Genomic DNA, 24,959 nt, shown 5'->3' on the forward strand with positions numbered 1-24,959 from the left:
CGCTTTCAACTCAGAGGTTAGCCGCCCGTTGCATTCATAAAACGTAGGATTTGTACTGCGTTATGATTGAACTCATGTTGTTTGGGCTTAAGGTTAATGCCCGTGAGAATGGCGGCTTTAAGCCTCTCAATATCCCCTGGGAACTTACGCACTATGCTTTTAAGATCAACGGCATGCTCATTACCCAAACAGAGTAGCAATTGGCCTTCGACTGTGACTCTGACCCTGTTGCACTCATGGCAAAAGTTGTGGCTATGGGGCGAGATAAAACCGATATGGATTGGGCTATTGGCCATAGTGTAATAACGCGCTGGGCCACCGGTGCGCTTATCCGAGAGTGTGAGTGGATAGCGTGCTTCTATGATGGCTTTTACTTCATCACTGCTGCAGTGGCGGGCGCGCTTACGTTCATCGATTTCGCCGAGGGGCATTTCTTCGATAAAGGCGATATCTAAGCTGCGCTCGCGGCAAAAATCCACTAGATCAATGACTTCATTATCATTTTGCTGTTTTAAAATAACGGCATTTATCTTAATACGCTCAAAGCCTGCGGCAATGGCGGCATCGATGCCTTCGATAACTCGCTCGAGCTTACCGTTGCGGGTTAATTGAGTAAAAAGTGTGGGATTTAAGGTGTCCAGGCTGATATTGAGGCGTGTTAATCCCGCATCGAATATAGGTTTAGCAAACTTGGTCAGCCTCGAGCCATTAGTCGTCATGGACAAATCCTTAAGTCCAGGAAGTTTGCCGAGCAGACTGACAAGCCGATCGCAATCGGTGCGCACTAAGGGCTCGCCCCCCGTTAGGCGGATTTTAGTCACGCCTAGCTCGGTAAAGGCTTGGGCAATCCAAGCTAACTCCTCGAGGTGCAGCACTTGCTCCCTTGGCAGAAAACAGGGATCTTCGGTCATGCAATAGACACAGCGAAAGTCGCAGCGGTCGGTGACCGAAAGCCTTAAGTATTCGACCCGGCGGCCAAAGGGATCCACTAGTAAACCCATAGGTGCTCACCGGCTCCTAAAGCAAATCGGCAAAGGGTTGAATAAATACGGTTTCGCCTGTATTCACCACTTCAGCCTCATCGCCAATAATGATAAGGCAATTCCCTTTGACCATGGAACTTAACATGCCTGAACCTTGGTTGCCTGTGCTGCTCACGTGTAGGCGTCCGTCTTTGCCTAGGTGATAAATACCGCGAATAAACTCGGTGCGACCCTGGCGGCTTCGCAAGGTTTCATCAGTGATGGCTGGAAATAATGGCGCTTGCCAATTGAGTTCACCACCTAATTTACGCAGCGCTGGTTGCACAAATTGCAGGAAAGACACCATAACGGCCACGGGATTGCCCGGCAGACCGAAGAACAGTGTCTCCCCAATTTTACCAAAGGCGAGCGGGCGGCCTGGACGCATATTGATCCGCCAGAAATCGATATTACCGAGGCGGGCGAGCACAGTCTTAATGTAATCGGCATCACCAACGGATACTCCGCCTGAGCTAATCACCACATCGGCCTGGGTCGCTGCCTGTGCAAGGGTGGCTTCGAGGGCGGCCTCAGAATCTTCGATAATGCCTAAATCTATGACATCACAGCCTAAACGCTTTGCCATCGCCTTGATAGTAAAGCGATTTGAATCATAGATGCAGTTAGCCTTAAGCTCATCGCCGGGTTGGCTCACCTCATCGCCCGTAGAAAACACGGCAACCGTGGGGCGGCGATAGACACTGACACTGTTGAGACCAAGGGATGCGAGCAAACCTTGCTCCGCGGCGCCTAGGCGGGTGGCTTTTTCGAGGGCGACTTGCCCCTTGGCGATATCCTCCCCCGCGAGACGTACATGTTGACCCGCCAGAATACGACCGTCGAAGCTAACATTACCGTCGACTTCCTTGGCAAGTTCTCGGGGCTGCACAGTGTCGGCGCCTGCGGGTACTGGCGCGCCCGTCATAATTCGAACCGTCTCGCCCGCCTTAAGAGTGCCCGAATATTGATGTCCGGCTAAGACCTCACCGACTAAAGTGAAACTCTCTGGCATTGGCTCTTGATAGGCGAAGGCATAGCCGTCCATTGCCGAGTTAGTCTGCTGTGGCACGTCGATGGGTGAAATGCTGTCACTGGCGAGCACGCGATTATCTAAGGCGTCTAAGTCAAGCACTTCAACCTCTGCTACGGGGGACACATGGGATAAAATCTGTGCTAACCCTTGGCTCACGGTGAGGTTTTTATCGTTGCCTATGGTGCAGGCATCCACAGTGTGGATCGGCAGATTGATATTGGGTGCTTGCCAGTTGTGGGCATATTCCATCACAAAGTCGGCAATTTGGTTGACATTGTTCAGATCGAGTCGGCGCAGCTCGCTTGGAAGCTCAGTGTCATCGCAGCAGGCGATGGCAAGAATATTGTCATCTTGGGTGTAGATAAAAGGTTTGCCGTGGGCGGCGCGGTGCAATTCAATCTTAGGTAATGCGAGTTTCTTAAAACCTTCGACGAGGACGATATCGACTTTGTCGGCTTCGATTTGCTTGAGCAAATGGACTAACTCAGGGTCGCCATCGCGTGCATCTTCCGTCATCAGTGCCCAACGTACATGGGAAGCAACCAGCATTTGCCGCGCGCCAGCCTTACGCATTTCGTAACTGTCTTTGCCGGGAATATCCACATCGAAATTATGGTGGGCATGTTTAATAACGGCTAAGCGCAGGCCACGTTGGTTCAATTCGGGGATCAATTGCTTGAGTAAGGTGGTTTTCCCCGTGCCACTGTAGGCACAAAATCCGAGAACGGGAATAGCGAGCGGATTGACAAAGGGGTTACTCATTTGCACCTCTAATCTGGGTTATGGGGGCTTTAGCTTTTGATTATTTCCGCCGCCAGTCGTTGTTTTTGTTCCGGCGTATTCACATTCACAAAGGCGTTGGCCTGGTCGGCGAAAGATTCAACGACAAAGTGATGCTTGGCATACCAAAAGTCTACTTTACGCTCACCCGCCTCGAGAAAGGCTTTCATCGAGTCACGTAAGCTAGGTTTTAACAGTAAGACGACGGGTTGTTCATATTCACCGTCACTGGCGACGGCGATCTCTGCATCTTCCGTCTTAATCGCTGCCAACATCCGTGGCACAAGATCCAATGGTAGTAGTGGGCAGTCACAGGGGACGACTAATAAATAGTCTGCCTCGGTCTGGCCCATAGCGGTAACCATGCCCGCGAGGGGGCCGAGAAAACCACTATGCTCATCGCTTATCACCTTAAAACCAAACTCAGCATACCGTATCTGGTTGCGATTTGCGTTGATCAGGATCTCCTTAACCTGAGGTTTTATCCTGTCAATCGTGTGTTCAATCATGGTCTTGCCATTTAATTCGACTAAACCTTTATCGTCCCCGCCCATACGGCGTGCCATGCCACCGGCGAGAATTACAGCATCAATGTGCAACGGCATATAAAGATCCCTCGATTGGAGCTGTGTGTATGGACTGAGGTGAGATTAGCACTCGCTCACCCTCTATGTACCATTGTTGCTTGCAGATGGCGGTTAAAGCGCAATTTTGGTGACTACTGAGCAGCATGCCTGTGCCTTCTTGTTTTAATTGTTGGATCATCTGCAACACCAGTGCTTGGGAATCCTTGTCCATATTGGAGGTCGGTTCATCGAGCATCAATAGTTTAGGTTGCAGTATCCAGGCTCGTGCAATGGCGAGGCGTTGCCTTTCGCCGCCGGATAGATTGCTGGCACTGGCGTGTAATAGCGAACCTAGTTGAGCCATTTCGATGGCTTGCGCTGTGCGCTGTTTCGCCTTGGCCTTAGCTTCAGCGTTGAAACTGAGGCCATAGTTAAGATTGTACTCTACTGTGCCATCGAACAAATAAGGGTGCTGATGTAGGTAAACAGCTTTACCTAGCAGAGGATTATGCTGCCACCACGCGTCAGTAGCAAAGCCAACGGCCTCGATATTCCCCTTGGTGGGTTGCATTAACCCCGCCAGAATTTTCATTAGGGTGGATTTACCCGACCCATTATCACCTTGAAGATAAATTACATCTCCTTGATGTAATTCGAGCAACTTAGCTTGAAAAAGTCGGCGCGAGCCAAATGACACTTCCAAGTCTCGGGCGGTGAGTTTTACCTGAGTCATAGGTTAATGGCTCCTTGGCATGGCTTTGCCACGTAAACTACCCAAAGCAAAGTTAAGGATCAAGGCCAAGATGAGCAGCACGAGTCCAAGGGCGATAGCTTGAGCAAAATCACCTTTGCTGGTTTCCAGCGCGATGGCGGTGGGGATATTACGGGTCACGTTTAAAATATTGCCACCAACCATCATAGAACAACCTACTTCGGTCAGAATCCGGCTAAATGCGGCGACAATGGCCAAGAGTAGGGGCATTCGTAGCTCGCGGCATACTGTCCATACGGCTCGTCCCCATGAGGCGCCTAAGGTGCGTGAGGTTTCCCATGCCCTGCGATCGACGCTGGTAAAGGCGGCTTGGCTCATGGCGATCAGCACTGGCGCGCAGATCAACATCTGCCCTAGGATCATGCCTTCTTGAGTGAATAACCACTTTAAATCACCCAGTGGACCATTGCGGGTCAGGAGTAGATACACCAGCAAACCTATTACCACAGTGGGGATAGATTGCAGAGTTTGGACTAGGTTAGTGACTAACCATTTGCCGCGAAAGGGTGCAAAGGCCAGCACAAAGCCGAGTACCATTGAGGGGACTAAGGTGATCAGTAGCGCCGCGAAAGAAACTGAAAACGAGACAGATATGATGGACCAAACGTCTGGGTCCAGTGAAAACAGCAGGCTCAACGCCTGCTGTAACAGTGCTAGCCAGCCGTCGTTCATTCGCTATAGGTTGCCTTGAACAGTTGCTCGCCTTCAACTTTGAAGTTGTTGATCATGCTTTGGCCTTCCTTGCTGATTAACCAATCGCTGAACGCTTTAGCACCCTTGTGGTTCAGATCTGGGTATTTCGCAGGGTTGATAAGGATAACTTGGTATGGGTTCGCTAGGGTTTTTCCACCATCGAAATCTACGCCCAGATCCAGCTTAGTCTTGTAAGCCACAAATGTACCACGATCCGATAGGGTATAACCTTGTAACTCATTTGCCATCAGCAGGGTTTTACCCATGCCTTGGCCTACCGAGGTATAGCCTTTAAAATCGGGAGTCACGCCAGCGGCTTTCCATACTTCTAACTCTTTGATGTGAGTGCCAGAGTTATCACCACGAGAGACGAAAGGTAAGCCTGATTGGGCTATTTTCGCAAAGGCTTCTTCGGCGGTTTTACTGTCGCGCAGTTTAGCTGGATCGTTTTTAGGGCCTAAGACAACAAAATCGTTTTCCATAATGCCACGGGGTTCAACACCAAAACCATTGGCAACAAATTTTGCCTCGGCACTTGGGGCGTGGGTCATCACTAGATCCACATCACCTTGCTCACCCAGTTTCAGCGCCTTACCTGTACCCGTTGCGATAACTTGGACTTTATAACCCGATTCGCTCTCGAACTTAGGCAGGAGTTCTTTTAACAAACCTGAGTTGTCGGTACTTGTGGTGGTCGCTAGCTTAATGACTTCAGTAGCTTGAGCGGGTAATACTGTGAGCATGCTGGCAGCAATAACCAGGCCCAGTAGTGACTTCATATGGGATTTCATGTTTAGCATGGATACTCCTTGGCAAAAAAAATAGATTTCCGGCTCAAATGCCTATTGAGCGGAGGGGGGGTAAATTGTAATGCGTTCGATTGAAAGCAATTTAGATGCCAAGCCGATAATTGCCGTTTTTCCTTCACAGGCAGATCTAAACTGTGAGCTTGATCTCAGGCTCAACAAATAGTCGGCAGACAAATTGTCTCAGCACACGCTTCTCATGGTTCATAGTGACCTATTAACCGAGTTTCAATGCTAGAATTGGTCGCAATTGAGTCAAAATGTCCAGAAGTGACCACTATGAGCCAGATAGATAATAACCTCAAGCCTCTTCCTTCGGCCGTTTCAGTGCTTATCGTCGACGATGAGCCCGGGATGCGTAGTTTTTTAAATAAGGCACTTTCAAAGAAATTCGCCTTAGTTGAAACCGCGGGCAGTATTGAAGATGCGGAGCAGTTGCGTAGCCGGTGCCACTTCGACCTGTTGATTGTCGATATTCGCCTACCGGGCCGTTCTGGGATCGAATGGCACGAAGCCCTAGATGAGCAGGGCCGTCGTTCGGATATTATTTTTATGACGGGTTATGCCGATATGGAAGTGGCTATTACTGCGCTTCGTGCCGGGGCTTCTGACTTTATCATGAAGCCTTTCCATCTTGAGCAGATGATGTCGGCGGTCGACCGTTGTATCGAGCGCCGCTTGCTTAAGCGTGAAAATCTGATGCTGCGCCGCGAGGTCTCTATTGGTTATTCCTCGACCATTATTGGCAGCAGTGAGGCCATGAAATCGGTCAAACATGTTATCGAGCGGGTGGCGCCAACCAATGCCGTAGTGCTAATCCAAGGCGAATCGGGTACGGGTAAAGAATTGGTTGCAAGACAACTGCATCTACTCAGTGGCCGTCAGGGGCCATTTGTGCCCGTCAATTGTGGCTCCATCGCCCCTGAGTTACTCGAGAGCGAGTTATTTGGCCATACGGCGGGGGCCTTTACGGGGGCGAAAGGCAATCGTGAAGGGTTATTTAGTTTTGCCTCCGGTGGCACGATTTTCCTCGATGAAATTGGTGAGATGCCCCTGAAAATGCAAACGGCTCTACTCAGAGTGTTGGAGCAGAAAGCGATTCGTCCCGTGGGCAGCGAGAAGGAGGTCAATATTGATGTCCGCGTGATTGCCGCGACTAACCGTACACTTGTCGAGGAGGTCGAAGCCGGAAATTTCCGCCGTGATCTATATTATCGTTTGAATGTGCTCGATATTTTAATTCCTCCCTTGCGCGAGCGTCCTGAGGATGTGGTGGAATTGACCCATCATTTTACTCGGCAATTGGCCGCCGAATTGGGTGTGAGGGAAGTCGTGTGGAGCCATGAAGATATGGTGAAGTTACAACAGCATGAGTGGCCAGGAAATATCCGTGAGCTGCGAAATATGATTGAGCGCTGTATTTTACTCGGCAAGCCTCCGGCGGAATATTGGAAACAACAGATTAAGAGCGAGTCCTTACCTTCCCAGGGTTACCCCCTAGATTGGCCATTGAAAGAGGTTGAAAAACACCATGTTACTAGTGTGGTGGATCTGCACTATGGCAATAAGTCGGCCGCCGCGCGTGATCTAGGCGTATCCCGCAAGACCTTAGATCGCAAATATAAAGAATGGTTTGACTTTAGCGGCGAACAGGAGTCCTAGGGTGTCATTTTTTACTCACTTTTTTGGTGTCAGTTGGCAGCAAATGCAGGCCAAAGTGCGCTATCGCATATTAATCCTGACTTTACTGCCTATTCTGCTGACCTTAGTGAGTTTAGTGTTTATCACTATCTACTGGAATATCAGCTATACAGGCAAACAGCTGTTTATGAAGGTAAAGGCCGATCTCGCCGTGGCCGAAAACACCCTGCAGCAAGTGCAAGTCCGCCAAGAAAAACAGCTCGAGCGGGTGATGACGTCGTGGACCTTTCAGAATGACTTCCGACCTATCTTAGGGGGAGACTTGGGCCATAGGGCGAGTATTGATACCTTCCTTCACGAGCAGAAAATGCTGCTCAATCTCGATTATTTGCGTTTAGTCAGTGTCGATGAAGCGGCTGCGGATCCCGATCTACGGTTGATATTGCCCAAGATGGGAGGCTTATTGCCTTACTCTGGGCTGATGGTGTTATCGCCAGAACGTTTATCCCGCATTGATCCTGAGTTAGTAGCCACGGCCAGTATTCCCATTGTGGCGACATTAAGAGCGCAGAATCCGAGCAAGGCAGTGGAAGAGCGAGGCTTACTCAGTCGTAGCCTGTTACCCGTGCCGGATGCCGAGGGGAAAGTGGCTTGGTATCTCGACGGCGGCATTTTATTTAACCGCGATACTCGGATTGTCGATCATATTCGTGATCTGGTATACGACAAAGGGACGCTGCCCGAGCGTTCGATCGGCACAGTCACGATTTTCTTAGACAATATTCGTGTTTCAACCAACGTACCGCTGCACTTTTATCCAACGGGCACTGAGACCCAAGGGCGCGCGTTGGGGAGTTTAGTGTCTGAGGAAGTGCGTGAAAAAGTATTAGTGCAGGGGGACTTATGGGTCGATAGAGCGTTTGTGTTTAACGATTGGTTTATCTCTGCCTATGCGCCCTTAGAGGATATTCGGGGTGAACGGGTAGGCATGATCTATACGGGTTTTTCTGAGTCGCCTTTTATCCATAATTATCTACTTAATATTATTGAGTTAGGTACGATTTTGATGTTAGTGCTGCTGGTATCTGGCCTACTGGTTTACCGTGGTGCTTACAGCCTGCTGCAACCGATAGAACGTATTCACCACGTGGTACAGGCGGTGCAGTCTGGCCGTAATATTCGTATTGGCGCCCTAGGGTTAGATAGGGATAACGAGCTATCTAACTTAGCGGAGCAGTTCGATAGTATGCTCGATCTGTTGCAGCGGCGTAATGCACAGATCCAAGCGGCGGCAGAGCAACTTGAAATGAAAGTTGAAGAGCGAACCCGCAGCTTGCAGGATAAGACCCTAGAGCTGCAACGGAACGTGGCGCTACTCAACGAGACCCGTCAGCAGCTAGTCACCAACGAGAAGCTCACCGCCCTAGGTGAATTGACGGCGGGCATCGCCCATGAAATTAACAATCCGACCGCCGTTATTCTCGGCAATATGGAACTACTACGCTACGAACTTGGCGACAATGCCGAAGTAGTAAAAGAAGAAATAGATCTCGTTATTCAGCAAGTTGGACGGATAAGCACTATTATCCGCAGCTTATTGCAATACAGCCGCCCAGGTGAATTCAATGCGCCTCTAGAGATGCACCCTATTACGCCTATTATCGAAGAAATGTCAGTGTTAGTGCGACATTCAATTAAAAAACAAGAAGTTGTGCTTATCACTGAACTTAATGCCACTTGTCCTGTGCAGGTTAATCGGCCGCAATTACTGCAGGTCTTGATTAATCTAGTGGTGAACGCGGCACATGCTATGGATGGCAAGGGCCGAATTTGGGTGCGGACCTATGACTGGCTGCAGCAGGATATGCCGATTGGCGTCAAAATCGAAGTAGAGGATGAAGGTTCTGGGATTGCACCTGAACAACTTGGGCGGATTTTCGACCCATTTTACACCACACGCAAAGATGGCACTGGCCTAGGGCTTTCCCTTAGCTACGGTATTATTAAGCGAATTGGCGGCACTATCGAAGTGAGTTCCATATTAGGCAAAGGCTCTATCTTTACGATAGGTTTGTACCATGAAGCTAAGGAGGAACAGCAAAATAATCCCTACGAGGGCTTACATTTTTCAGGTTGTTCTACCGAGATTTAGATAAATTTAAGGCAAAAAAAAAGCCGGATGATGAATCCGGCCACAAAAGAGTGTGTGAGCAATGTCGTGCTTGCAAACTCAGGAGCACTTTAACCACTTCAGATTACCAGTCATCGGTGTTAAAGATGAGTTTTGGAACGCACGTTAACGATAATCATTCTCAATTGTGTTTGCAAGTTATTTAATGAAAAAATGCAAATCTTTACAATAGAGTGGTACTGGTCTCCCTTAACCCTTAGATAGTCTTGCTTAAATGCAGTTTATGGTCGATAAGGTTTTTGGGGTCGGTTTTGAGTTCAGTAATCAAATACTGGTTACTGATCAATAAATTAAGCATCGCAGGAAAACGGTTCATCGTCTTAACTTGAATATGGCGATAACCTTGGCGATGGGCCCAAGTCTCTTGATATTCCAGCAGACTCTGCGCCAGCCCTAAACGCCTAAAGTCGCTGGCAACTCCCCCTAACCAACTGTAAAAATGGGTTTCATCTTGTCCGTATCCCAGCTTAAAACCCGCGAGTTCACCCTCAACATAGGCTAATAGAATCAAGCATGTTTTGTCTGTCAGCCGCTCCGCTAGGACTTGGCCAGTTAGTGGGCGATCGAGTTCTGGGATCTGCTGGCTAAGTGCAGCGAGTTGCTCGGTTAGCTCGGGGGTCAGTGCTGTCAGCGCTTTGATTTCAATAGAATACATAATTTTCTCTCATGAAAATCGACCCCATTGGACTGCGATATGCAATGGGGCCGAGGATAAACTGGCTAAATTATAACAGGTCTGGCCAGTTGAGTTAATCAGGAAACTATTTTTTGCGGGCTGGTTTGCAAAATCTTGTCTTGTAAGACTTTTAGCAAAACACCGTAGGCAGGAAGGAAAAGACCTAAGCTCACGAGTAACTTAAAACCGTAATCGACACTGGCAATCTCAGGCCAATTGGCGGCCATAAAGCTGTCGGACGAGGCATAAAACGCGACGCTAAAGAAAACTAAGGTATCGACTAAATTACCCACTATGGTGGATGCAGCAGGTGCGACCCACCAAGAGCGGCTGGCCCGCAGGCGGGCGAAGACTGTGATATCCATCAGTTGGCCAATCAAGTAGGCGGCAAAACTTGCAAAGGCGATGCGGAACACAAAAGTATTCCACTGCGCAAGTGAATCTGCGCCTTGGAAGCTGCCTTGGTGAAACAGCACACCCATTACGTAGGAAATCATCAGTGCAGGCACCATGGCCTTAAGGATAATGCTACGGGCAGCCGTTTGGCCGAAAATACGTACCGTGAGATCTGTGGCTAAATACACAAATGGAAAGCTGAATGCGCCCCAAGTGGTGTGGTAACCAAATAGCTGAAATGGTAGTTGTACTAAGTAGTTGCTGACGCAAATAATCAGTATGTGGAATCCTACTAATAGGAGTAGGGCGCGGCGGAGCTGCGCTGTGGTTAACATTAACATTCTGTGGCCTTTTTAGTTGTGTAGGGCGGGGTGAGGGAACCCGCTAATGATCATTTTATTATATTGACTCGCCTATGGACCGATCCCAGTACACTGCAATCGGAGGGCCGCCATTATAATGACTGCCCCTTAAGATGCAAGCTAACGTTATATACCCAACCGATTCCTAGCGATGTGGCGGAGGCGCTCTATGCTTTAGGTATATTACACAACACAGATATAGAAACTATCCTACACTTCTAATACATCGAAGGAGGGGCGCGATGAGATCATTCCTTACTGTATTTTGCTTGTGTTTATTGAGTTTTTTTACTTCGGCGGCGCCCACCAGTCCTGTTGTTATTAACCTAGTGACAGCGACATGGGAGGGCTTCGCTAATCCCGATGAAACCGGATACTACTTCGATATTCTCAACCGCGTTTTTCCGGCGCCAGAATGGCAGCTCAATGTGCAGTTTATTCCCTTTGCGCGCACGCTTTATCTTATTGAAAACAATCGAGTCGATATGATACTCAGCGTGTATAAGGGGGATATTAAAAAGAGTCTTTTGAGTGAGAATGCGGTCGAGATCGATTCTATTGATGCCGCAGTGACTCCTGCCATTGCCGACAATTGGGTGGGGATTGAGAGTTTATCCCATAAGAAAGTGCGGGCCATGTTGGCCTATCGCTACAATATGCTGACACCCGTACCCATGTACTATGAAGAAAGCAGTGATATGCTCACTATGCTTAATAGCTTAAATGCGGGTCGTATCGATGCCGTGCTGGACTATCGGAAGGATATTCTATCTCTAGTCCCTAAGCTAAAAGACCAGCAAAATTTTGTAATTATTCAAGGCGTACTAAAGACGGAAAGTTTTTTTGCCTTTGCTAATACCGAAAAAGGCCGCATGTTGAAACAGCATTTTGATATAGTCCATAGGCGCTTAATTGACTCGGGTGAACAAGAGCGGCTCTTTAATGAGACAAAGGCGAATGGCTATTAAAACCGCATTAACGGTAGCTCTAGAAGCGATAGTACTAGAAGTTACAGTTCGATCAGAATCGACATAATCGTCGCGAGTTTATTCTCCAGCTCTTGCCACTCGGCCTGTGGATCTGAACCTGCAATAATTCCCGCACCGGCAAATAGATTAATTCGACCGGGCTCGATGAGGGCACTGCGAATTGCTACCGAAAACTCACTCTCGTACTTATTGAAATAACCACAGGCCCCAGCATACCAACCGCGCATATAACCTTCGCGCTGACGAATGAAGTTCATCGCCGAATGCCGAGGTAAGCCCCCAACTGCGGGTGTGGGGTGTAGTGCCTGCAGGAGCTGAAAATCATTTACCCCCGCCTTTAGTTCGGCCCGAATAGCGCGGTGTAAATGTTGAATATGGGTCAGTTTAAAGATAGTGGCCGATTCCTCTGCGCCCACATAATGGCTCAGAGGCGTGAGCATATTCACTATATGGCTGCGTACTAACTGGTTTTCGACACTATTTTTATTGTCTTCGAGTAGGGCATTCGCCAGGGCAATATCCTCCTCCTGATTTAACCCTCGCACTGTCGTACCCGCTAAAGCCTCGGTAAACAGCTCCTGTTGGCGGCGGCGGAATAAACGCTCGGGTGAGCAAGAGATAAAGGTGCTATCTGGGCTAAATTGAAAACCAAATTGGAAACTATTGGGATTACGTCCCTGCCAACAGGCGAGCACCATCCAAGGGTCAACCCGCTCATTGACCTCGAGCTGTGTTAATCGGGATAGCACCACTTTTGGGGTGTCTTGGTTAAATTTGGGATCGACCACTTGCTCGACTAATGTCTTCCAGCGCTGAAAGTCGGGTCTATCGCTACGCCCCAATAATGCGAGTTTGTTTGGGGGGGCTAAGGGTCTCGCGGGCAAAACGGCTTCGATGGCCGCGATCGCCTTATCTATTTCCGAGTGGGGATCGTTATCGGCAAAATTGAGGTTGATCCTCAAACTGTATTGAGCCCCGCTGCGCCTAAACTCGATACGAGGCAGCACAAAACGGCTATTACCGAACTCGGGCCAAGATTCTATGCTGCGATCGAAGGCCACGCCGCCATAGTAGCGAATGTCCTGATTGGTCGAGAGCGCGCGTTGTGCTTGGTAAGCCTGCACCAGTTGCTGATCATCGACACCGGTTTCAAATTTAAAGTCTTTACAAGCGCCTATGGTCGCTACTTCTTCAATTCGATCGCGCCCATGCCAGTAGATTCTGGGGTATTGGGTCTGGGATGCCAGCCATGAAATTAAAGGCATAGATACAGTTGGTTGGGATAGCTGTACTATCGGTTCAGTGGGAGGAACCCGCTTTAATTGAATGAGTTTGTCGATGAGACTCTTGAGGTCTTCAGACAGGGCATGGACGGGCAAATAAAACTCCAAAGATAATGAATGAAGGCTCAGTGCCTATGGACACCAGTGGTTTTTTGATTAAGTGAATACATTCTTTTTACAGTACTTTGAATCTTTTCGGTATCCGTTCGTAAATAAGAATCTTTCGCTCAAATTAAAGGCCGTGGCCTTGGGTGTCAAGATGTAAGCCGCAGGCCTGTGACTTTTGCCATAGTCTCATTTTGTGATGATAAAAAATGTGACTTAAGTGGGTCTTTTTGTCGGTGAGCGATCCATTGATGGACATTTTGTCTCTTAACTGTGTATAGGCTTTCCCCTTTTGTTTCAATTAGTCGATCTGGGTTGGTTTTTGACAGTTTTTTGGTTGAGACAGAATAGCCACAGCCCACAATAAGCGACACATCTTACATTTTCTATGTGACAACAATAACATGATTACCACGAATACCCTCTTTAGCGTGTCGTCTTTAGCCTTGGCTATTGGTCTTAGTTTTGTGGCTCAAGCCGATGATATTTCCCGAGATCCGCTACTCAATATCGGTGAAGTGATCGTCGTTCACGGTGACGGCGAGGAAGCCAGTGAAATGGCGACAACCCACTGGAGCATTAGTGAGGAGGAAATCCGCGCAACGGGAGCACAGACCTTAGATCAAGTCTTAAAGAATGTGCCTGGTGTGTACATTCGCGTGGGGGGAGACGGCACTCCGAGAGTCGATATTCGTGGTTTTAAAACTCGCCATGTCACTCTTTTAGTCAATGGTGTGCCTATGGGTAGCGCCGATGATGGGCAATTCGACCCGAGTGTGATCCCTACCAGTCAAATCGCCTCGGTGGAGGTTTCTGTGGGGCCGACGTCGGTACTCTATGGTCCGAGTGGTGCGGGCGGGGTGATCAATATTATTACCAAGCAAGGCGATATGGCTCCTGCGCTTTCCGGGCGTTTGGAGGCGGGTAAGGATAATACCTTCAATGGTGATATGAGTGCCGCGGGTGCAGGAGATGATTGGCAGGGGTTAGTCAGTGTCAGCCGCCAGCAGACGGACGGCTTCCCAATGTCGAGTGATTTTGAACCTACGCCATCTCAAGATGGGGAGCTGCGAGTGAACTCGGATAAAGAAGTCACTAACTTCTATGCTCAAGGCAGCTACTGGTTATCCGATAAGACGCAGTTGATTGCAAATATGGCGTTGCGCAGCGGTGAATGGGGTAAACCCGCCCGTGACGGTACTGGCAGTGGCAAGATGAAATATGAACGTACCGATGACTATGACTCACATACTGCCCAGTTAGGTTTGGCACATCGGTTTGATGACACTTTTACGCTGCGTGGATTTGGTTATCACAACCAAAGCGATACCTTAGAATCCTCCTATGCCGACGAAACCTATCAGGCGGTGACTCAGTCCCAAGATGGCCGCTCGGTAGTCCAAGGTATTAATCTACAATTAATCACGGATTTACATGCAGCAGGCTTGTTGACCACCTCGGTGATTGCAGAAGAGCAACGTTGGAAGTCGACAGTCACTACTTATACACCAGATACAGGCAGTAATAGTGGCTCAGGTACGGGCTCTGGTGGCGGTAGCGGCGGTGGAAGTGGCTCTGGTGGTGGAACTGGTGGCGGTACGGGCTCTGGCAGCGGAAGTGGCAGTGGAACCAGCGGCGCCGAAAAGTTAAATGATTCCGCATGGTTATATACAGCGGCGGCTGAATATCAATATCGGTCTGAGCATCAATACGGCTTTACCTTAGGCGGTGCTTATCATTCACTCGATGCCAGTGATGGCACGGATGATAACTATTCGGCCATGGCCTCTAGCTATTGGCAGTTGCTGCCAGATTCGCGCCTGAGTTTGAGTGTTGCACGTAAGGTACGCTTCCCCTCTATGGTGAACTTGTATTCACAACTCTCTGGTAATAGCGATTTAGAGGCCGAAGAATCTAAACATTTGGAGTTGGGCTTAGAGCAGGATCTGCCCGAGGGCACGGACTTTTCTGTTTATGGTTACTACACGGATGCGGAAAATTATATCGCTAAGGATATCGATGGTGTTTATCAAAATATGGGGCGCTATAAGTTCAAAGGAATTGATTTTCAAATTAATAATCACGCCATTGAACATTTAGATCTGAGCCTCTCCTACAGCTTCCTAGACTCGGAAGAGATGGACGGTGACGATACCTTAGATGCGCTGCAATACCGCCCTCGCCATCAATTACGCTGGCAGATGAGTTACGAGTTTCCCTTCGAAACTCAAATTCATTTGAATGTGGAGCGTATTTTGGATCAAGTCTATGCGACTCAAGTGAAGGTTAACGGCCAGACACAATATCAACAACAGTCTCTGGACAACTACACCTTAGTCGATATGAATCTGGTACAGCCATTAATCCATGACAAATTAGATGTTTATCTACGAGCAACTAACCTGCTTGATGAAAATTACTACCAGAGTGAAGCGTTGCCACAGGCGGGACGCCAGATCTTTATCGGTGTGAATTGGCAGATTTAAGATGACACTCCTAGAGCTAAAAGGCGTTAGCTTCAACTATGGTAGCCAGTTGCCGGCTGTACTGCAGGAGGTCAACTTAAGGATTGGCCCCGGCCAATGCCACTGTGTGAGCGGGCCTACGGGGTCTGGGAAGTCGAGTCTGTTAAACCTACTGGCGGGGGTGTTAAATCGCCCCCATGAAGGTGAAATCTGGCGTAAGCCTAAGCTAGTGACGGGGCTGGTGATGCAGGACCCGCAAATTCAACTCATTAGGCAGACCGTGGGGGCTGAGGTTGCCTTTGCGCTGGAAAATCTCAGCATTCCCACAGAGAAAATGCTACCTAAGGTGCAGCTTGCATTGCGACGGGTGGGGTTGTATTTGCGCCTCGATACCCCAGTGAATACGCTGTCACTCGGTCAGAAATATCGGCTAATGATTGCCGCCCAACTGGTGTGTGAGCCCCATTTACTGTTACTCGATGAGCCTTGGGCGCAACTAGACGATCACGGCGTAAGCGAGCTTTTAAGCGTACTGCGCAATCTTATCCAAGAAGGGATGGCGCTGGTGTTGGTCGAGCATAATGCCTCCGCCTTCTCCGAAATTATTCAATATTACTGGCAGTTAGAGACGGGCAAGCTATCCGAGGGCATTTATACAGTGAAGGATACGCCGCCAGTTGAGACGCCCGTGTGGCACAGTCAGTTTAATCACTTAGGTAAAGTGCTCGTCAGTGCCGAGGCCTTCGATTTTGGTTTCGATGGCAGTCCAGTGCTCTTTGCTTGTCCACGGGGATTTCAACTACGGGCGGGTGAAGTCGTGGCCTTAGTGGGGGATAATGGCTCAGGCAAAACCAGCCTATTAAAAACCATCGCTGGCGTGTTGTGTTTAAGGCAGCGATTACCCCTCAAAGTGCTAGGGCGAAGACCTAAGCTTGGGATCTATGGCGCCGAACTGGGGTTGCTGATGCAAAGGCCGAGTCGACAATTATTCGAGACCAGCGTGCTAGCCGAAATGCAGTTCAGTCTTAAGCGGTTTGCACTCCCCAAAGAGCGCGCGGCGCAGATGTTGGACGAGTTGCAGTTATCCGACTTAGCTGAATTGTCGCCCCATAAATTATCCTACGGCCAACAGCACTTGATTGCCTTAGCCTCATTAGCCTGTTTATGCCCTAAAGTGTTGCTACTTGATGATCCTTTAGCGGGAATGGACAAGTATTACCACGGCAAAGTATGGCATTTGCTGCAGCGTCTCAGTGCTCAGGGTACTGCTATCTTACTCACTAGCCATAGACACATTGAGCATAGGGCTGTGTCACGGCAACTTAGCCTACGTAATGGCCAATTGGCGGAAGACCCTGTGGGGATGGAGGCACGTTATGTGGGTTAGCTGTCGCCGTTTGCGCCGGCGAACACGGGGGCATTGGAGTCACGAACGGCGTGAAACTATCATCTGCAGTTTGTCATTGCTATTCGCCTGTGTGCTCTCGGCCTGTGCTTTTGTATTACCGACATATTTACTCCTGCCACTCGCAGGGCTTAATGGGCTCTTAGTTATCCACGGTTTGCTGCGTCGTGGCAGTATTTTGGGAGTGCTAAAGCTAAGTTTAGTGCAACTGTGCATCACCCTGAGTCTGTACTTAATCTTCTATGGCATAGCGCATTTAGCTCAAGGCGCCGTAGTGGTTGCACGTATTGTTCTGGCCACCATTCCCGGTTGGTGGCTTTGTATTACGGCGGCCCCCGAGCGCATTGGCGAAGTGTTAAGTGTGTTTTTACCGACCAAGTGGGCCTTTGTGGTCGCGGCTTCCTTAAGTTTATTGCCCTATATGGCCGATGAGATCCGCGAGATATATCACATCCAATGTCTGCGCGGGGCACATATTACCTCCAAGGCGTTGCGTAACCCTAAAAATTGGTCCGAATTGGTGTATTGCGTGTTGTTTCCCGTTTTGATCCAATTACTTAAATTATCTCGTCAAATGGCTATTGCGGCGCAGAGTCGTCATTTTGGCTTGAACCCACACCCAACCCATTGGCACTCACCGAGGGACAACAATGACTAAAAAGCTTCCCCTTAGCCTACAAGACTCGCTCTTTGTTGGTTTCTGCGCCACCTTGCTGGTGGCATTAACTGGCATGTTAAGGCTAAAACTCGGTATATCTGGGCACAGTATGTTTTTAATAAGCTTTTTTTATCTGATTTGCTACGGGGTGTTGGGGCGCTTCGGTGGCATGACGGCCTGTGGCGCCATTGCTGGCCTTGTGGCTATGGCTTTGGGAGTCGGAAAAGGCGGGCCTATGATTCTGTTAAAGTTTGTTTTACCCGCCATAGCGATGGATCTCGTTGCCTTACTCTTGCCTCTCACTATGAGCCTGCATTGGCGCTGCGTGATCTTAGGCATTGCGGGTTGCATCGCCTGGGCGGGTAAAGTGGCGCTGACTAATATGTTGGCGGGCATGGCGCTGGATATCGTGGTGATTCAATGGGGTATGAGCGTATTAAAAGGCGGATTCTTCGCCACCTTGGGTGCCTTGCTTGTGCCGCCCGTACTGACTCGACTAAAGGCCCACGACCTGTTGCACAGAGACAAATTTTAGAACCCTAGGAATTCAGATGAAAAATTGGCTGATTTGTATCGACGATACCGATGATATTGGCACTAAGGGCACGGGGGAAATTGCCGAGGAAATCGCGCTCCTCCTCGCGAATATTTCGGGCGGTAAGGCTTCCTTCGTGACGCGGCACCAATTATTTGTGCACCCCGATATTCCTTACACATCCCATAATAGTGCCATGTGTTTTGCACTGCGTTCGCCATTGACTCGGGCCGAGATCCACCAATATGCCGTTGCCCATTTAATTGCTGAGTCGGCGCCTAAGGCTGATCCTGGCCTCGCCATACTCGATTTAGGATCCCAATACGATGCAACGGCCCTAATGGATTTTGGTCGTAGAGCAAAAACCGAGGTGCTCACTAAGCTTGCAGCCTATGAATTAGCCGAACAACTTAATATCCAGTTAACTGAACATGGCGGCACAGGCCAAGGTGTTATTGGTGCGCTAGCGGGATTAGGGCTGCGTTTGATGGGTAGCGATGGCCGGGTAAAAGGACAAATTAAGCTTGGCCAGTTTGAAGATGTTGCACTCGAACTCAGTGTTGCCGATATCCTCGAGCAGACGGGGCTCGATGCTGTGATGAGCACAGAGCGGCATCTTCTCGCGGCGGATGATCGAGTCTTGCTTAAGGGTAAAGTGAAAGCCGTTTACCTTGGGCATCAGTTTGTACTGTTAGTCGATAGAGAAGCCCAAACATGGCGTAATGCGGGTAAGCGAGCATTACAGGCATATTAGATTGAGGTTTAAATGGATCCTATATTGGCCGAAAAAGCATTTAAATTCATCGATAGTCGCTGGATTTTCCGGACGGGATTGGGTCAGTATTCAGCGGCGAGGCGAGTAGCACAGCGGTGCACAGGTTTTGTCCCCGATGATGAAGATGAGCAAGTTGATGACGAGCTTCGCTCCTGTTACAACTGTCAGTATCGGCGCTGGCTGGTCGAGAGTTTTGAATGCCTACTACTAAAAAAGCAGCATTATTAGATGATTAGCAAAATTTTGTGCGATAGCTCCTCTTTTGACTTGGCAGCTAGATGTTCTTCTCGGCTTGTAACACCGTGTATGGTGATTTTGCCATCCTCAGCATAGAATGCCAATGGACTGTTCTATACTACCAAGAGTAAGACACGCTTAACTGCTCTGATGTTGTTTGGTTCAATTATGGTTTCCTATTAAGTTAGTTATCCTTGGGGTTGCAGATATGAGTGAGCCAACTGAATCAGTTGACCTTATCAAATTGCCAGTGTCGCAATTGACATTAGGCATGTTTGTCAGTGCTATAGATAAAAGTGATAAGGGTCAACTTGCTATTGCCAATGCTGGGCAAATAAAGCACAAGGATGCGATTTTAAAACTTGCTAGAAGTGGTATCAAATTCGTTTGGGTCGATACGGGGCGCTCGGCGGATCACTGTGTTTTTGGGAAGAAAACTAGTAATGATGCCTCTGCAGGCAACAAAAAAACCTAATGACCCGTGAGAAGCAACAAGAGCAAGCCCAAATTATTCTCACCGAAGCGAAGGATCTTATTCGTAAAGTGTTATCCGAAACCTTCGAAGGCAAAGCCATCGAAGTTACGCCCTTCGAAGCGTTAGCCGATAGCATGATAGAGTCTGTCATGTTAGATGCAGATGCGCTTAAGTGTATGTCTGCGCTCCGTTCAAAAGATGCCTATCTACTCGAACATTCAGTGAATGTCGCCTTTTTGCTAGTCACCTTCGGTAAATATCTAAATCTTGACCGTGCTATGCTGCAGGATATGGCTGTAGGTGGTATTTTGCATGATATTGGCAAGATTAAAGTCGACAATAAAGTGCTGCACAAACCGGGCAAACTGACACCGGAAGAATTTGAGCATATGAAGCTTCATCAAGTGTATGCGATTGAAATTATTAGAGAAACTAATGGGTTGTCACAGATCAGTAAAGATATCTGCTTAATGCACCACGAAAAGTTAGATGGTCGCGGTTACCCAAAGGGGCTGAAGGGTGATGAAATTCCCCTCCATGGTCGCATGAGCTGCATCGTCGATATCTTCGATGCCTTGACGGCGACACGTTGTTACAAAGAGGCCATGAGTCCAGCCGCCGCCTTTAGAATTTTACTCAGTTTGACGCCATTTCACTTAGATCAACAATTGGTCTACGAGTTTATTCGTTGTATCGGTATTTACCCTGTGGGCTCCTTAGTTGAATTATCGGACGGCCGAATTGGTATTGTCTGGGCTTCGAAGGACAGAGATGCACTGCATCCGATCGTGAAGTGTTTTTATTCTTTAAAAGTAAAACGTTACACCGATGTCGCTATGGTAGATTTATTAAAATCTGAGCTGTATATCGAGCGTGGCATATCACCAGGTTCATTGGATATCGATCCAACGCCTTTCTATTAATCCTCAAATTCTGTCCCTAACGCCAGTCATCTGAATGGATGGCTGGTGTGAACGATTGCAGAGCCTGCGCTAAAAACCGTAAACTGACTGTCTTCTCCGGTCTGGCAATGCGATGAACTGTGCAATGAAATCCCTATTTCCTATTTTTATCATTCTTTTATCTTTGGCTTTATTAATCCCTGGGGTGACTCAACCTATTTTGAGTATCAGCGGCAGTATCGATAAGGCCAAGCTGACCGAGCAGGGCATAGAGCAAGTTGCCCAACATTTCGATGAAGACTCGGGGCGCGACAGTGCTCGCGGTATGCTGAGTATGGTCAGTGGCTTACTTGGGCTCAATAGCCTTAAGGGCGAAGTCGAAGTGCTGCAGAAGACCCGCAGTATTTGGGGGACGGTAACCGAACTTTATCACTCAGGAAATGGACTCGTCGCGGGCTTAATCATGTTATTCAGTGTGGTGGTGCCTGCCTTGAAATTGAGTTTAATGCTGGCACAGCAATGTGTTAGCTCTATTGGCCTGAAACTGAGGATTAATGCCTTCGTCAACGTACTCGCTAAGTGGTCGATGGCCGACGTGTTCGTGGTGGCGCTGATCATCACCTTTATGGCAGGGAACGCCTCAGGTGGTATGGGGGAAATGTTGCAAACCCAAGCGCAATTTGAAAACGGTTTTTACTTCTTCACCGCTTACTGCATTTTATCGATTTTGAGTGGTTTTTTAGTGCGTCGTCCAACGCCAATTTTGTAGCGAGTTTATAAGGTATCCCGACCTTAGCGATAAGGTCGGGATGCCGAGATTTAACCGCGTAGCGAGTTAGGACAGAGTACCATTTTGGTAGATGGGCATAATCCAATAGCGACAGGGATTATGTTTGCAGACCAAAGCCAGTGCGGCGAGCAGCGCCGCTTGCTGCGCAGCGGGGTGCATGATCTCGAATTTGCAAAACTCCCGATAACCTTCCACTTGTTCCTTGATATTAAAATGGCTGTGTTCGCGGCTAAAACCACAAATATTCCCTAGGCTAAAACCCGACAGAAACTCCAGCTCTATCAAGGTATCGACTATGTCGTCCTTAATATCATTTTGGGCGATCAGGACTAACAGTTGTTCTGTGCTCATTTACGCTTCTCCAGCCAAAAATACAGAATTGGCAGTAAATACAGTGTGGTAATAGTTGAAGTGAGCAGACCGCCAATCACCACAATCGCTAAGGGTTTTTGAATTTCTGCCCCAGGACCCGAGGCAAATACCAGCGGGATCAGGCCAAACATGGCCGTCGTCGCCGTCATCAAAATAGGGCGTAAACGCCGCGCGGCACCCTGTTCCACCCGTTCGTGCAGGTTGCTGAACATGTGCTTGGTTTGTTCGTAATAGCTGACCATCACCACGCCATTGAGCACGGCAACCCCGAGCAGGGCGATAAAGCCAACCGAGGCGGGCACTGACAAATATTCCCCCGATAAATACAGACTAACGATCCCGCCCATCATCGCGAAGGGAACGTTGGCGAGGATTAAGCCCGCTTTGGCAAGCGAGCCAAATGTCGTGAATAAAATCAAAGTGATCAGTGCGATAGCTATTGGGATCACTAGTAGTAAATTGCTGGTGGCCCGCTGTTGGTTTTCAAACTCGCCACCAAAACTCACGCTATAGCCGCTCGGGAGTTTAATTTCCTGCACGATTTTTGCGTTGAGCTCTTCTACAAAACTCACGATATCGCGCCCCTGTACGTTAGTGGTGATCACTGAAAAGCGATTCCCTTGCTCACGTTCGATAAGAATGGGACCTTGCTTATAGCTTAAGGTGGCGACATCACTCAGGCGTTTTAAGGAGTGATCTGGCATCACCAATAGCTGATTTTTAAGTTCATTGATATTGCTTAAGTGGCTCTGATTGTTAGTTATCAGCACGGGCGTGCGTTTCTTACCCTGTAACACTTCGGTCACTATCACGCCTTCGAGCTGGCTCTTTAGGTAGCGAGCAAACTCTATGGTGCTCATGCCAAAGCCGCGGGCGAGCTCGTTATCTAAGGTGAGATTGATAAAAGGGCTGCCTTCGATCATCGCCATTTTCACATCGACGCTGCCGCTGGTGGCATTAACCAGCTGTTGGATCTGGCCAGTGAGCTGGCCTAAGGTGTCGATATCGTTACCAAAGACCTTGATCGCCACATCGCCAATGCTGCCGGTGAGCATTTCAGACACGCGCATTTGTATCGGTTGAGTAAAGTTAAAATTAACGCCGGGATAGTCCAATAACACTGTGCGGATCGCATCGATAAGCGCTTCTTTATTTGCAAAGCGCCATTCGCTGCGGGGCAAAAGTTCTAAGAACACATCGGTTTCATTGAGTCCCATGGGATCTAAGCCGATTTCATCCGCGCCAGTACGCGCCACCATCTGCCTTATTTCAGGTACTTTAGCGAGCAAGGTTTGCTGAATTTGCTTGTCGATGGCAATCGAAGCCTCGAGCGAAATCGACGGAGACTTCTCCAACTGCAGGATAATGTCGCCCTCATCTAAGGTCGGCATAAAGGTTTTTCCCACTAACCCGAACAAGCCTAAGCTGACGATAAGCAAACTAAAGGCGATCACCATAAAGCGTTTTTGATGACTAAAAGCCCCCTTAAGGCTGCCCAGATAAAGCTGTTTAAGCTTTTCAATCGCCTTAGGTTCCTTGGCGGCCTTCTCGTTGACGAGGTAAGAGGCAATAACCGGAATAACAGTTAACGACAACACCAGCGCCGACAGCATGGCAAACACGATAGTGACCGCAACTGGGGTAAAGAGTTTGCCTTCGAGCCCGCTTAAGGTCAGTAAGGGCGAGAACACTATCATGACGATCACTGTGCCCGACACCACGGGGATAGCAACGTCTTTAGTCGCACGAAAAATCAAATGCAGCCGCGGTAATCTCTGCTTAGTGGCGATAAGATTCACCATGTTTTCGACCACGACCACGGATGAATCCACTAACATGCCTATGGCGATAACTAGCCCGCCTAGGCTCATTAAGTTCGCAGAAAGATTGAAGTAATCCATCATCAAAAATGTCATCAACGCGGCGAGTGGCAGCGAGAGTGATACGACTAATGCGGCGCGCACATTACCTAAAAATAGCGCCAGCAAGATGATGACGAGCACTACGGCTTCGAATAAGGCATTGGAGATAGTCTCTATCGCGGTATTGATCAGATTCGCGCGGTCGTAAAAGGTGTTTATCTGGCTGCCTTCTGGCAAGGTTAGGCTGATTTGCTCGAGTTTTTCCTTAATGTTTTTGACCACTTGTGCGGTATTAGCGTCTTTTAGGGCGATGATCAAGGCTTCGGCGGTTTCGTTGCCATCTTTCGTGACAGCGCCATAACGGGCTAAGTGGCCAATTTGAATATCGGCTAAATCCTGCAGTCGATACACTCTGGCATCATCGGCCTTGATCACTAATTGTTTGAGTTCGTCGATATCATCGATGCGACCTTCAGAGCGCACTATGATGGTATCTGTGCCAATGGTGAGTTTACCCGCACCTTCGTTGTGATTATTCTCAACGATCGCCTGTTGCAGCGCCGCAAAGCTCACGCCTGCAGCCGCCATGGCCGCAGGTTTAGGAGTCACACTAAAGCTTTTAGCATAACCACCGAGGATATTCACATCGGCGACACCCGCAACGGTGCGTAACAGTGGGCGGATTTCCCATTCGAGTAATTGACGCCTTTCCATCAGCGATAGATTGGGATTTTCGAGTGAAAACATAAAAATTTCGCTGAGCGGCGTACTCATTGGTGCCACGCCGCCCGTCACACCTTCTGGGAAACTGTCCCACACGGCACTAAGGCGCTCGCTCACCTGTTGGCGCGCCCAATAGATATCCGTGCCTTCGTCAAAATCGAGGGTGATATCGCTGATGGCGTATTTAGTGGTCGAGCGCAGAATCGATTGATGGGGAATCCCTAACAGTTCGGTTTCAATCGGTACGGTAATTTGTGCTTCAATTTCCTCCGGCGTCATGCCGGGTGCCTTGAGGATAATCTTTACTTGGGTGGGTGAGATATTGGGAAAGGCATCCAAGGGAATGGAAAACCAGGCTCGCGCTCCCGCTAACATGACCATCAGCGCCACAATCAGCACAAATAGGCGTTGCGTGAGCGAAAAGCGGATGACAGAGGTCAACATC

21 protein-coding genes and 1 pseudogene are annotated in these 24,959 nt (G+C 48.8%); 11 read left to right on the forward strand and 11 right to left on the reverse strand.

The annotated features are described in order from the left end of the window. Positions 1 to 17 precede the first annotated feature (17 nt). The 6 genes from moaA to SOHN41_RS00335 are packed head-to-tail and all read right to left on the reverse strand — an operon-like array spanning position 18 to position 5,666. Complete coding sequence (moaA, locus tag SOHN41_RS00310; protein ID WP_007644112.1) at positions 18 to 1,001, reverse strand: GTP 3',8-cyclase MoaA; 984 nt, start codon at positions 999 to 1,001, stop codon at positions 18 to 20. A 16-nt stretch (positions 1,002 to 1,017) separates the two neighbouring features. Next, complete coding sequence (locus SOHN41_RS00315; protein ID WP_007644114.1) at positions 1,018 to 2,817, reverse strand: bifunctional molybdopterin-guanine dinucleotide biosynthesis adaptor protein MobB/molybdopterin molybdotransferase MoeA; 1,800 nt, start codon at positions 2,815 to 2,817, stop codon at positions 1,018 to 1,020. Between the two features lie 29 nt (positions 2,818 to 2,846). Further along, positions 2,847 to 3,440 (reverse strand): molybdenum cofactor guanylyltransferase MobA, encoded by a 594-nt coding sequence (mobA, locus tag SOHN41_RS00320; protein ID WP_007644115.1) that lies wholly within the window; start codon positions 3,438 to 3,440, stop codon positions 2,847 to 2,849. Then, the gene (locus SOHN41_RS00325) at positions 3,424 to 4,134 is read right to left on the reverse strand and encodes an ABC transporter ATP-binding protein (protein WP_007644117.1); all 711 of its coding nucleotides are present in this window, start codon (positions 4,132 to 4,134) and stop codon (positions 3,424 to 3,426) included. Before SOHN41_RS00325 ends, mobA begins: the two co-directional genes overlap by 17 nt. Before the next feature lie 3 nt (positions 4,135 to 4,137). Beyond that, positions 4,138 to 4,845: an ABC transporter permease gene (locus SOHN41_RS00330; protein WP_037457688.1), complete on the reverse strand. Its 708-nt coding sequence runs from the start codon at positions 4,843 to 4,845 to the stop codon at positions 4,138 to 4,140. Then, positions 4,842 to 5,666: a substrate-binding domain-containing protein gene (locus tag SOHN41_RS00335; protein ID WP_037457690.1), complete on the reverse strand. Its 825-nt coding sequence runs from the start codon at positions 5,664 to 5,666 to the stop codon at positions 4,842 to 4,844. Before SOHN41_RS00335 ends, SOHN41_RS00330 begins: the two co-directional genes overlap by 4 nt. Before the next feature lie 237 nt (positions 5,667 to 5,903). Here SOHN41_RS00335 and SOHN41_RS00340 point away from each other — a divergent pair, with 237 nt between their 5' ends. Beyond that, complete coding sequence (locus tag SOHN41_RS00340) at positions 5,904 to 7,334, forward strand: sigma-54-dependent transcriptional regulator (protein ID WP_007644119.1); 1,431 nt, start codon at positions 5,904 to 5,906, stop codon at positions 7,332 to 7,334. Position 7,335: 1 nt separating this feature from the next. Then, a complete protein-coding gene (locus SOHN41_RS00345; RefSeq protein ID WP_007644125.1) occupies positions 7,336 to 9,465 on the forward strand; it encodes a sensor histidine kinase in 2,130 nt (709 codons plus the stop codon). Between the two features lie 235 nt (positions 9,466 to 9,700). On the opposite strand, the gene SOHN41_RS00350 is transcribed toward SOHN41_RS00345, so the two are convergent. Both SOHN41_RS00350 and SOHN41_RS00355 read right to left on the reverse strand, forming a co-directional pair. Continuing rightward, positions 9,701 to 10,159, reverse strand: a complete 459-nt coding sequence (locus SOHN41_RS00350; protein ID WP_007644127.1) for a GNAT family N-acetyltransferase — start codon at positions 10,157 to 10,159, stop codon at positions 9,701 to 9,703. 98 nt (positions 10,160 to 10,257) lie between these two features. Continuing rightward, positions 10,258 to 10,917, reverse strand: coding sequence for a 7-cyano-7-deazaguanine/7-aminomethyl-7-deazaguanine transporter (locus SOHN41_RS00355; protein WP_007644129.1), 660 nt, complete (start codon positions 10,915 to 10,917; stop codon positions 10,258 to 10,260). 263 nt (positions 10,918 to 11,180) lie between these two features. On the opposite strand from SOHN41_RS00355, the gene SOHN41_RS00360 reads away from it, so the two are divergent. Continuing rightward, positions 11,181 to 11,906 (forward strand): ABC transporter substrate-binding protein, encoded by a 726-nt coding sequence (locus SOHN41_RS00360; protein ID WP_007644131.1) that lies wholly within the window; start codon positions 11,181 to 11,183, stop codon positions 11,904 to 11,906. A 41-nt stretch (positions 11,907 to 11,947) separates the two neighbouring features. Here the strand turns inward: SOHN41_RS00360 and SOHN41_RS00365 are convergent, their stop codons facing one another. Continuing rightward, on the reverse strand, positions 11,948 to 13,306 hold the full coding sequence (locus SOHN41_RS00365) for an isochorismate synthase (protein ID WP_007644132.1): 1,359 nt from the start codon (positions 13,304 to 13,306) through the stop codon (positions 11,948 to 11,950). A gap of 413 nt (positions 13,307 to 13,719) precedes the next feature. Here SOHN41_RS00365 and SOHN41_RS00370 point away from each other — a divergent pair, with 413 nt between their 5' ends. The 8 genes and pseudogenes from SOHN41_RS00370 (at position 13,720) to SOHN41_RS00405 (ending at position 21,536) form a co-directional block, all read left to right on the forward strand. Further along, positions 13,720 to 15,801, forward strand: a complete 2,082-nt coding sequence (locus SOHN41_RS00370) for a TonB-dependent receptor plug domain-containing protein (RefSeq protein ID WP_007644137.1) — start codon at positions 13,720 to 13,722, stop codon at positions 15,799 to 15,801. 1 nt (position 15,802) lies between these two features. Beyond that, positions 15,803 to 17,167 carry an ATP-binding cassette domain-containing protein gene (locus tag SOHN41_RS00375; RefSeq protein ID WP_007644139.1) on the forward strand — a complete coding sequence of 455 codons (1,365 nt, stop codon included), beginning with the start codon at positions 15,803 to 15,805 and terminating at the stop codon, positions 17,165 to 17,167. Beyond that, on the forward strand, positions 17,157 to 17,843 hold the full coding sequence (locus SOHN41_RS00380) for an energy-coupling factor transporter transmembrane component T (protein ID WP_037457694.1): 687 nt from the start codon (positions 17,157 to 17,159) through the stop codon (positions 17,841 to 17,843). Before SOHN41_RS00375 ends, SOHN41_RS00380 begins: the two co-directional genes overlap by 11 nt. After that, on the forward strand, positions 17,836 to 18,378 hold the full coding sequence (locus SOHN41_RS00385; RefSeq protein WP_007644142.1) for a hypothetical protein: 543 nt from the start codon (positions 17,836 to 17,838) through the stop codon (positions 18,376 to 18,378). Before SOHN41_RS00380 ends, SOHN41_RS00385 begins: the two co-directional genes overlap by 8 nt. A 16-nt stretch (positions 18,379 to 18,394) precedes the next feature. Continuing rightward, a complete protein-coding gene (locus tag SOHN41_RS00390) occupies positions 18,395 to 19,132 on the forward strand; it encodes a hypothetical protein (protein WP_007644149.1) in 738 nt (245 codons plus the stop codon). Positions 19,133 to 19,144: 12 nt separating this feature from the next. Continuing rightward, positions 19,145 to 19,381, forward strand: a complete 237-nt coding sequence (locus SOHN41_RS00395; protein ID WP_007644156.1) for a hypothetical protein — start codon at positions 19,145 to 19,147, stop codon at positions 19,379 to 19,381. A gap of 217 nt (positions 19,382 to 19,598) precedes the next feature. Further along, positions 19,599 to 20,788: pseudogene (locus SOHN41_RS00400) on the forward strand (HD-GYP domain-containing protein). Positions 20,789 to 20,912: 124 nt separating this feature from the next. Next, complete coding sequence (locus SOHN41_RS00405) at positions 20,913 to 21,536, forward strand: paraquat-inducible protein A (protein ID WP_007644158.1); 624 nt, start codon at positions 20,913 to 20,915, stop codon at positions 21,534 to 21,536. 66 nt (positions 21,537 to 21,602) lie between these two features. On the opposite strand, the gene SOHN41_RS00410 is transcribed toward SOHN41_RS00405, so the two are convergent. Then, positions 21,603 to 21,908 (reverse strand): DUF3240 family protein, encoded by a 306-nt coding sequence (locus tag SOHN41_RS00410; protein WP_006079422.1) that lies wholly within the window; start codon positions 21,906 to 21,908, stop codon positions 21,603 to 21,605. Beyond that, the gene (locus SOHN41_RS00415; RefSeq protein ID WP_007644179.1) at positions 21,905 to 24,958 is read right to left on the reverse strand and encodes an efflux RND transporter permease subunit; all 3,054 of its coding nucleotides are present in this window, start codon (positions 24,956 to 24,958) and stop codon (positions 21,905 to 21,907) included. The genes SOHN41_RS00410 and SOHN41_RS00415 overlap by 4 nt, the downstream gene beginning before the upstream one ends. Between the last annotated feature and the right edge of the window lies 1 nt (position 24,959).

Origin of the sequence: Shewanella sp. HN-41, assembly GCF_000217915.1 — a bacterium.
Lineage (GTDB): Bacteria > Pseudomonadota > Gammaproteobacteria > Enterobacterales > Shewanellaceae > Shewanella.

Bases quoted from the DNA above. Each gene is read 5' to 3' on its own strand.
- moaA (WP_007644112.1), bottom strand. From the start codon at position 1,001: ATGGGTTTACTAGTGGATCCCTTTGGCCGCCGGGTCGAATACTTAAGG.
- SOHN41_RS00315 (WP_007644114.1), bottom strand. From the start codon at position 2,817: ATGAGTAACCCCTTTGTCAATCCGCTCGCTATTCCCGTTCTCGGATTT.
- mobA (WP_007644115.1), bottom strand. From the start codon at position 3,440: ATGCCGTTGCACATTGATGCTGTAATTCTCGCCGGTGGCATGGCACGC.
- SOHN41_RS00325 (WP_007644117.1), bottom strand. From the start codon at position 4,134: ATGACTCAGGTAAAACTCACCGCCCGAGACTTGGAAGTGTCATTTGGC.
- SOHN41_RS00330 (WP_037457688.1), bottom strand. From the start codon at position 4,845: ATGAACGACGGCTGGCTAGCACTGTTACAGCAGGCGTTGAGCCTGCTG.
- SOHN41_RS00335 (WP_037457690.1), bottom strand. From the start codon at position 5,666: ATGCTAAACATGAAATCCCATATGAAGTCACTACTGGGCCTGGTTATT.
- SOHN41_RS00340 (WP_007644119.1), top strand. From the start codon at position 5,904: ATGCTAGAATTGGTCGCAATTGAGTCAAAATGTCCAGAAGTGACCACT.
- SOHN41_RS00350 (WP_007644127.1), bottom strand. From the start codon at position 10,159: ATGTATTCTATTGAAATCAAAGCGCTGACAGCACTGACCCCCGAGCTA.
- SOHN41_RS00355 (WP_007644129.1), bottom strand. From the start codon at position 10,917: ATGTTAATGTTAACCACAGCGCAGCTCCGCCGCGCCCTACTCCTATTA.
- SOHN41_RS00360 (WP_007644131.1), top strand. From the start codon at position 11,181: ATGAGATCATTCCTTACTGTATTTTGCTTGTGTTTATTGAGTTTTTTT.
- SOHN41_RS00370 (WP_007644137.1), top strand. From the start codon at position 13,720: ATGATTACCACGAATACCCTCTTTAGCGTGTCGTCTTTAGCCTTGGCT.
- SOHN41_RS00375 (WP_007644139.1), top strand. From the start codon at position 15,803: ATGACACTCCTAGAGCTAAAAGGCGTTAGCTTCAACTATGGTAGCCAG.
- SOHN41_RS00380 (WP_037457694.1), top strand. From the start codon at position 17,157: ATGTGGGTTAGCTGTCGCCGTTTGCGCCGGCGAACACGGGGGCATTGG.
- SOHN41_RS00385 (WP_007644142.1), top strand. From the start codon at position 17,836: ATGACTAAAAAGCTTCCCCTTAGCCTACAAGACTCGCTCTTTGTTGGT.
- SOHN41_RS00390 (WP_007644149.1), top strand. From the start codon at position 18,395: ATGAAAAATTGGCTGATTTGTATCGACGATACCGATGATATTGGCACT.
- SOHN41_RS00395 (WP_007644156.1), top strand. From the start codon at position 19,145: ATGGATCCTATATTGGCCGAAAAAGCATTTAAATTCATCGATAGTCGC.
- SOHN41_RS00405 (WP_007644158.1), top strand. From the start codon at position 20,913: ATGAAATCCCTATTTCCTATTTTTATCATTCTTTTATCTTTGGCTTTA.
- SOHN41_RS00410 (WP_006079422.1), bottom strand. From the start codon at position 21,908: ATGAGCACAGAACAACTGTTAGTCCTGATCGCCCAAAATGATATTAAG.
- SOHN41_RS00415 (WP_007644179.1), bottom strand. From the start codon at position 24,958: ATGTTGACCTCTGTCATCCGCTTTTCGCTCACGCAACGCCTATTTGTG.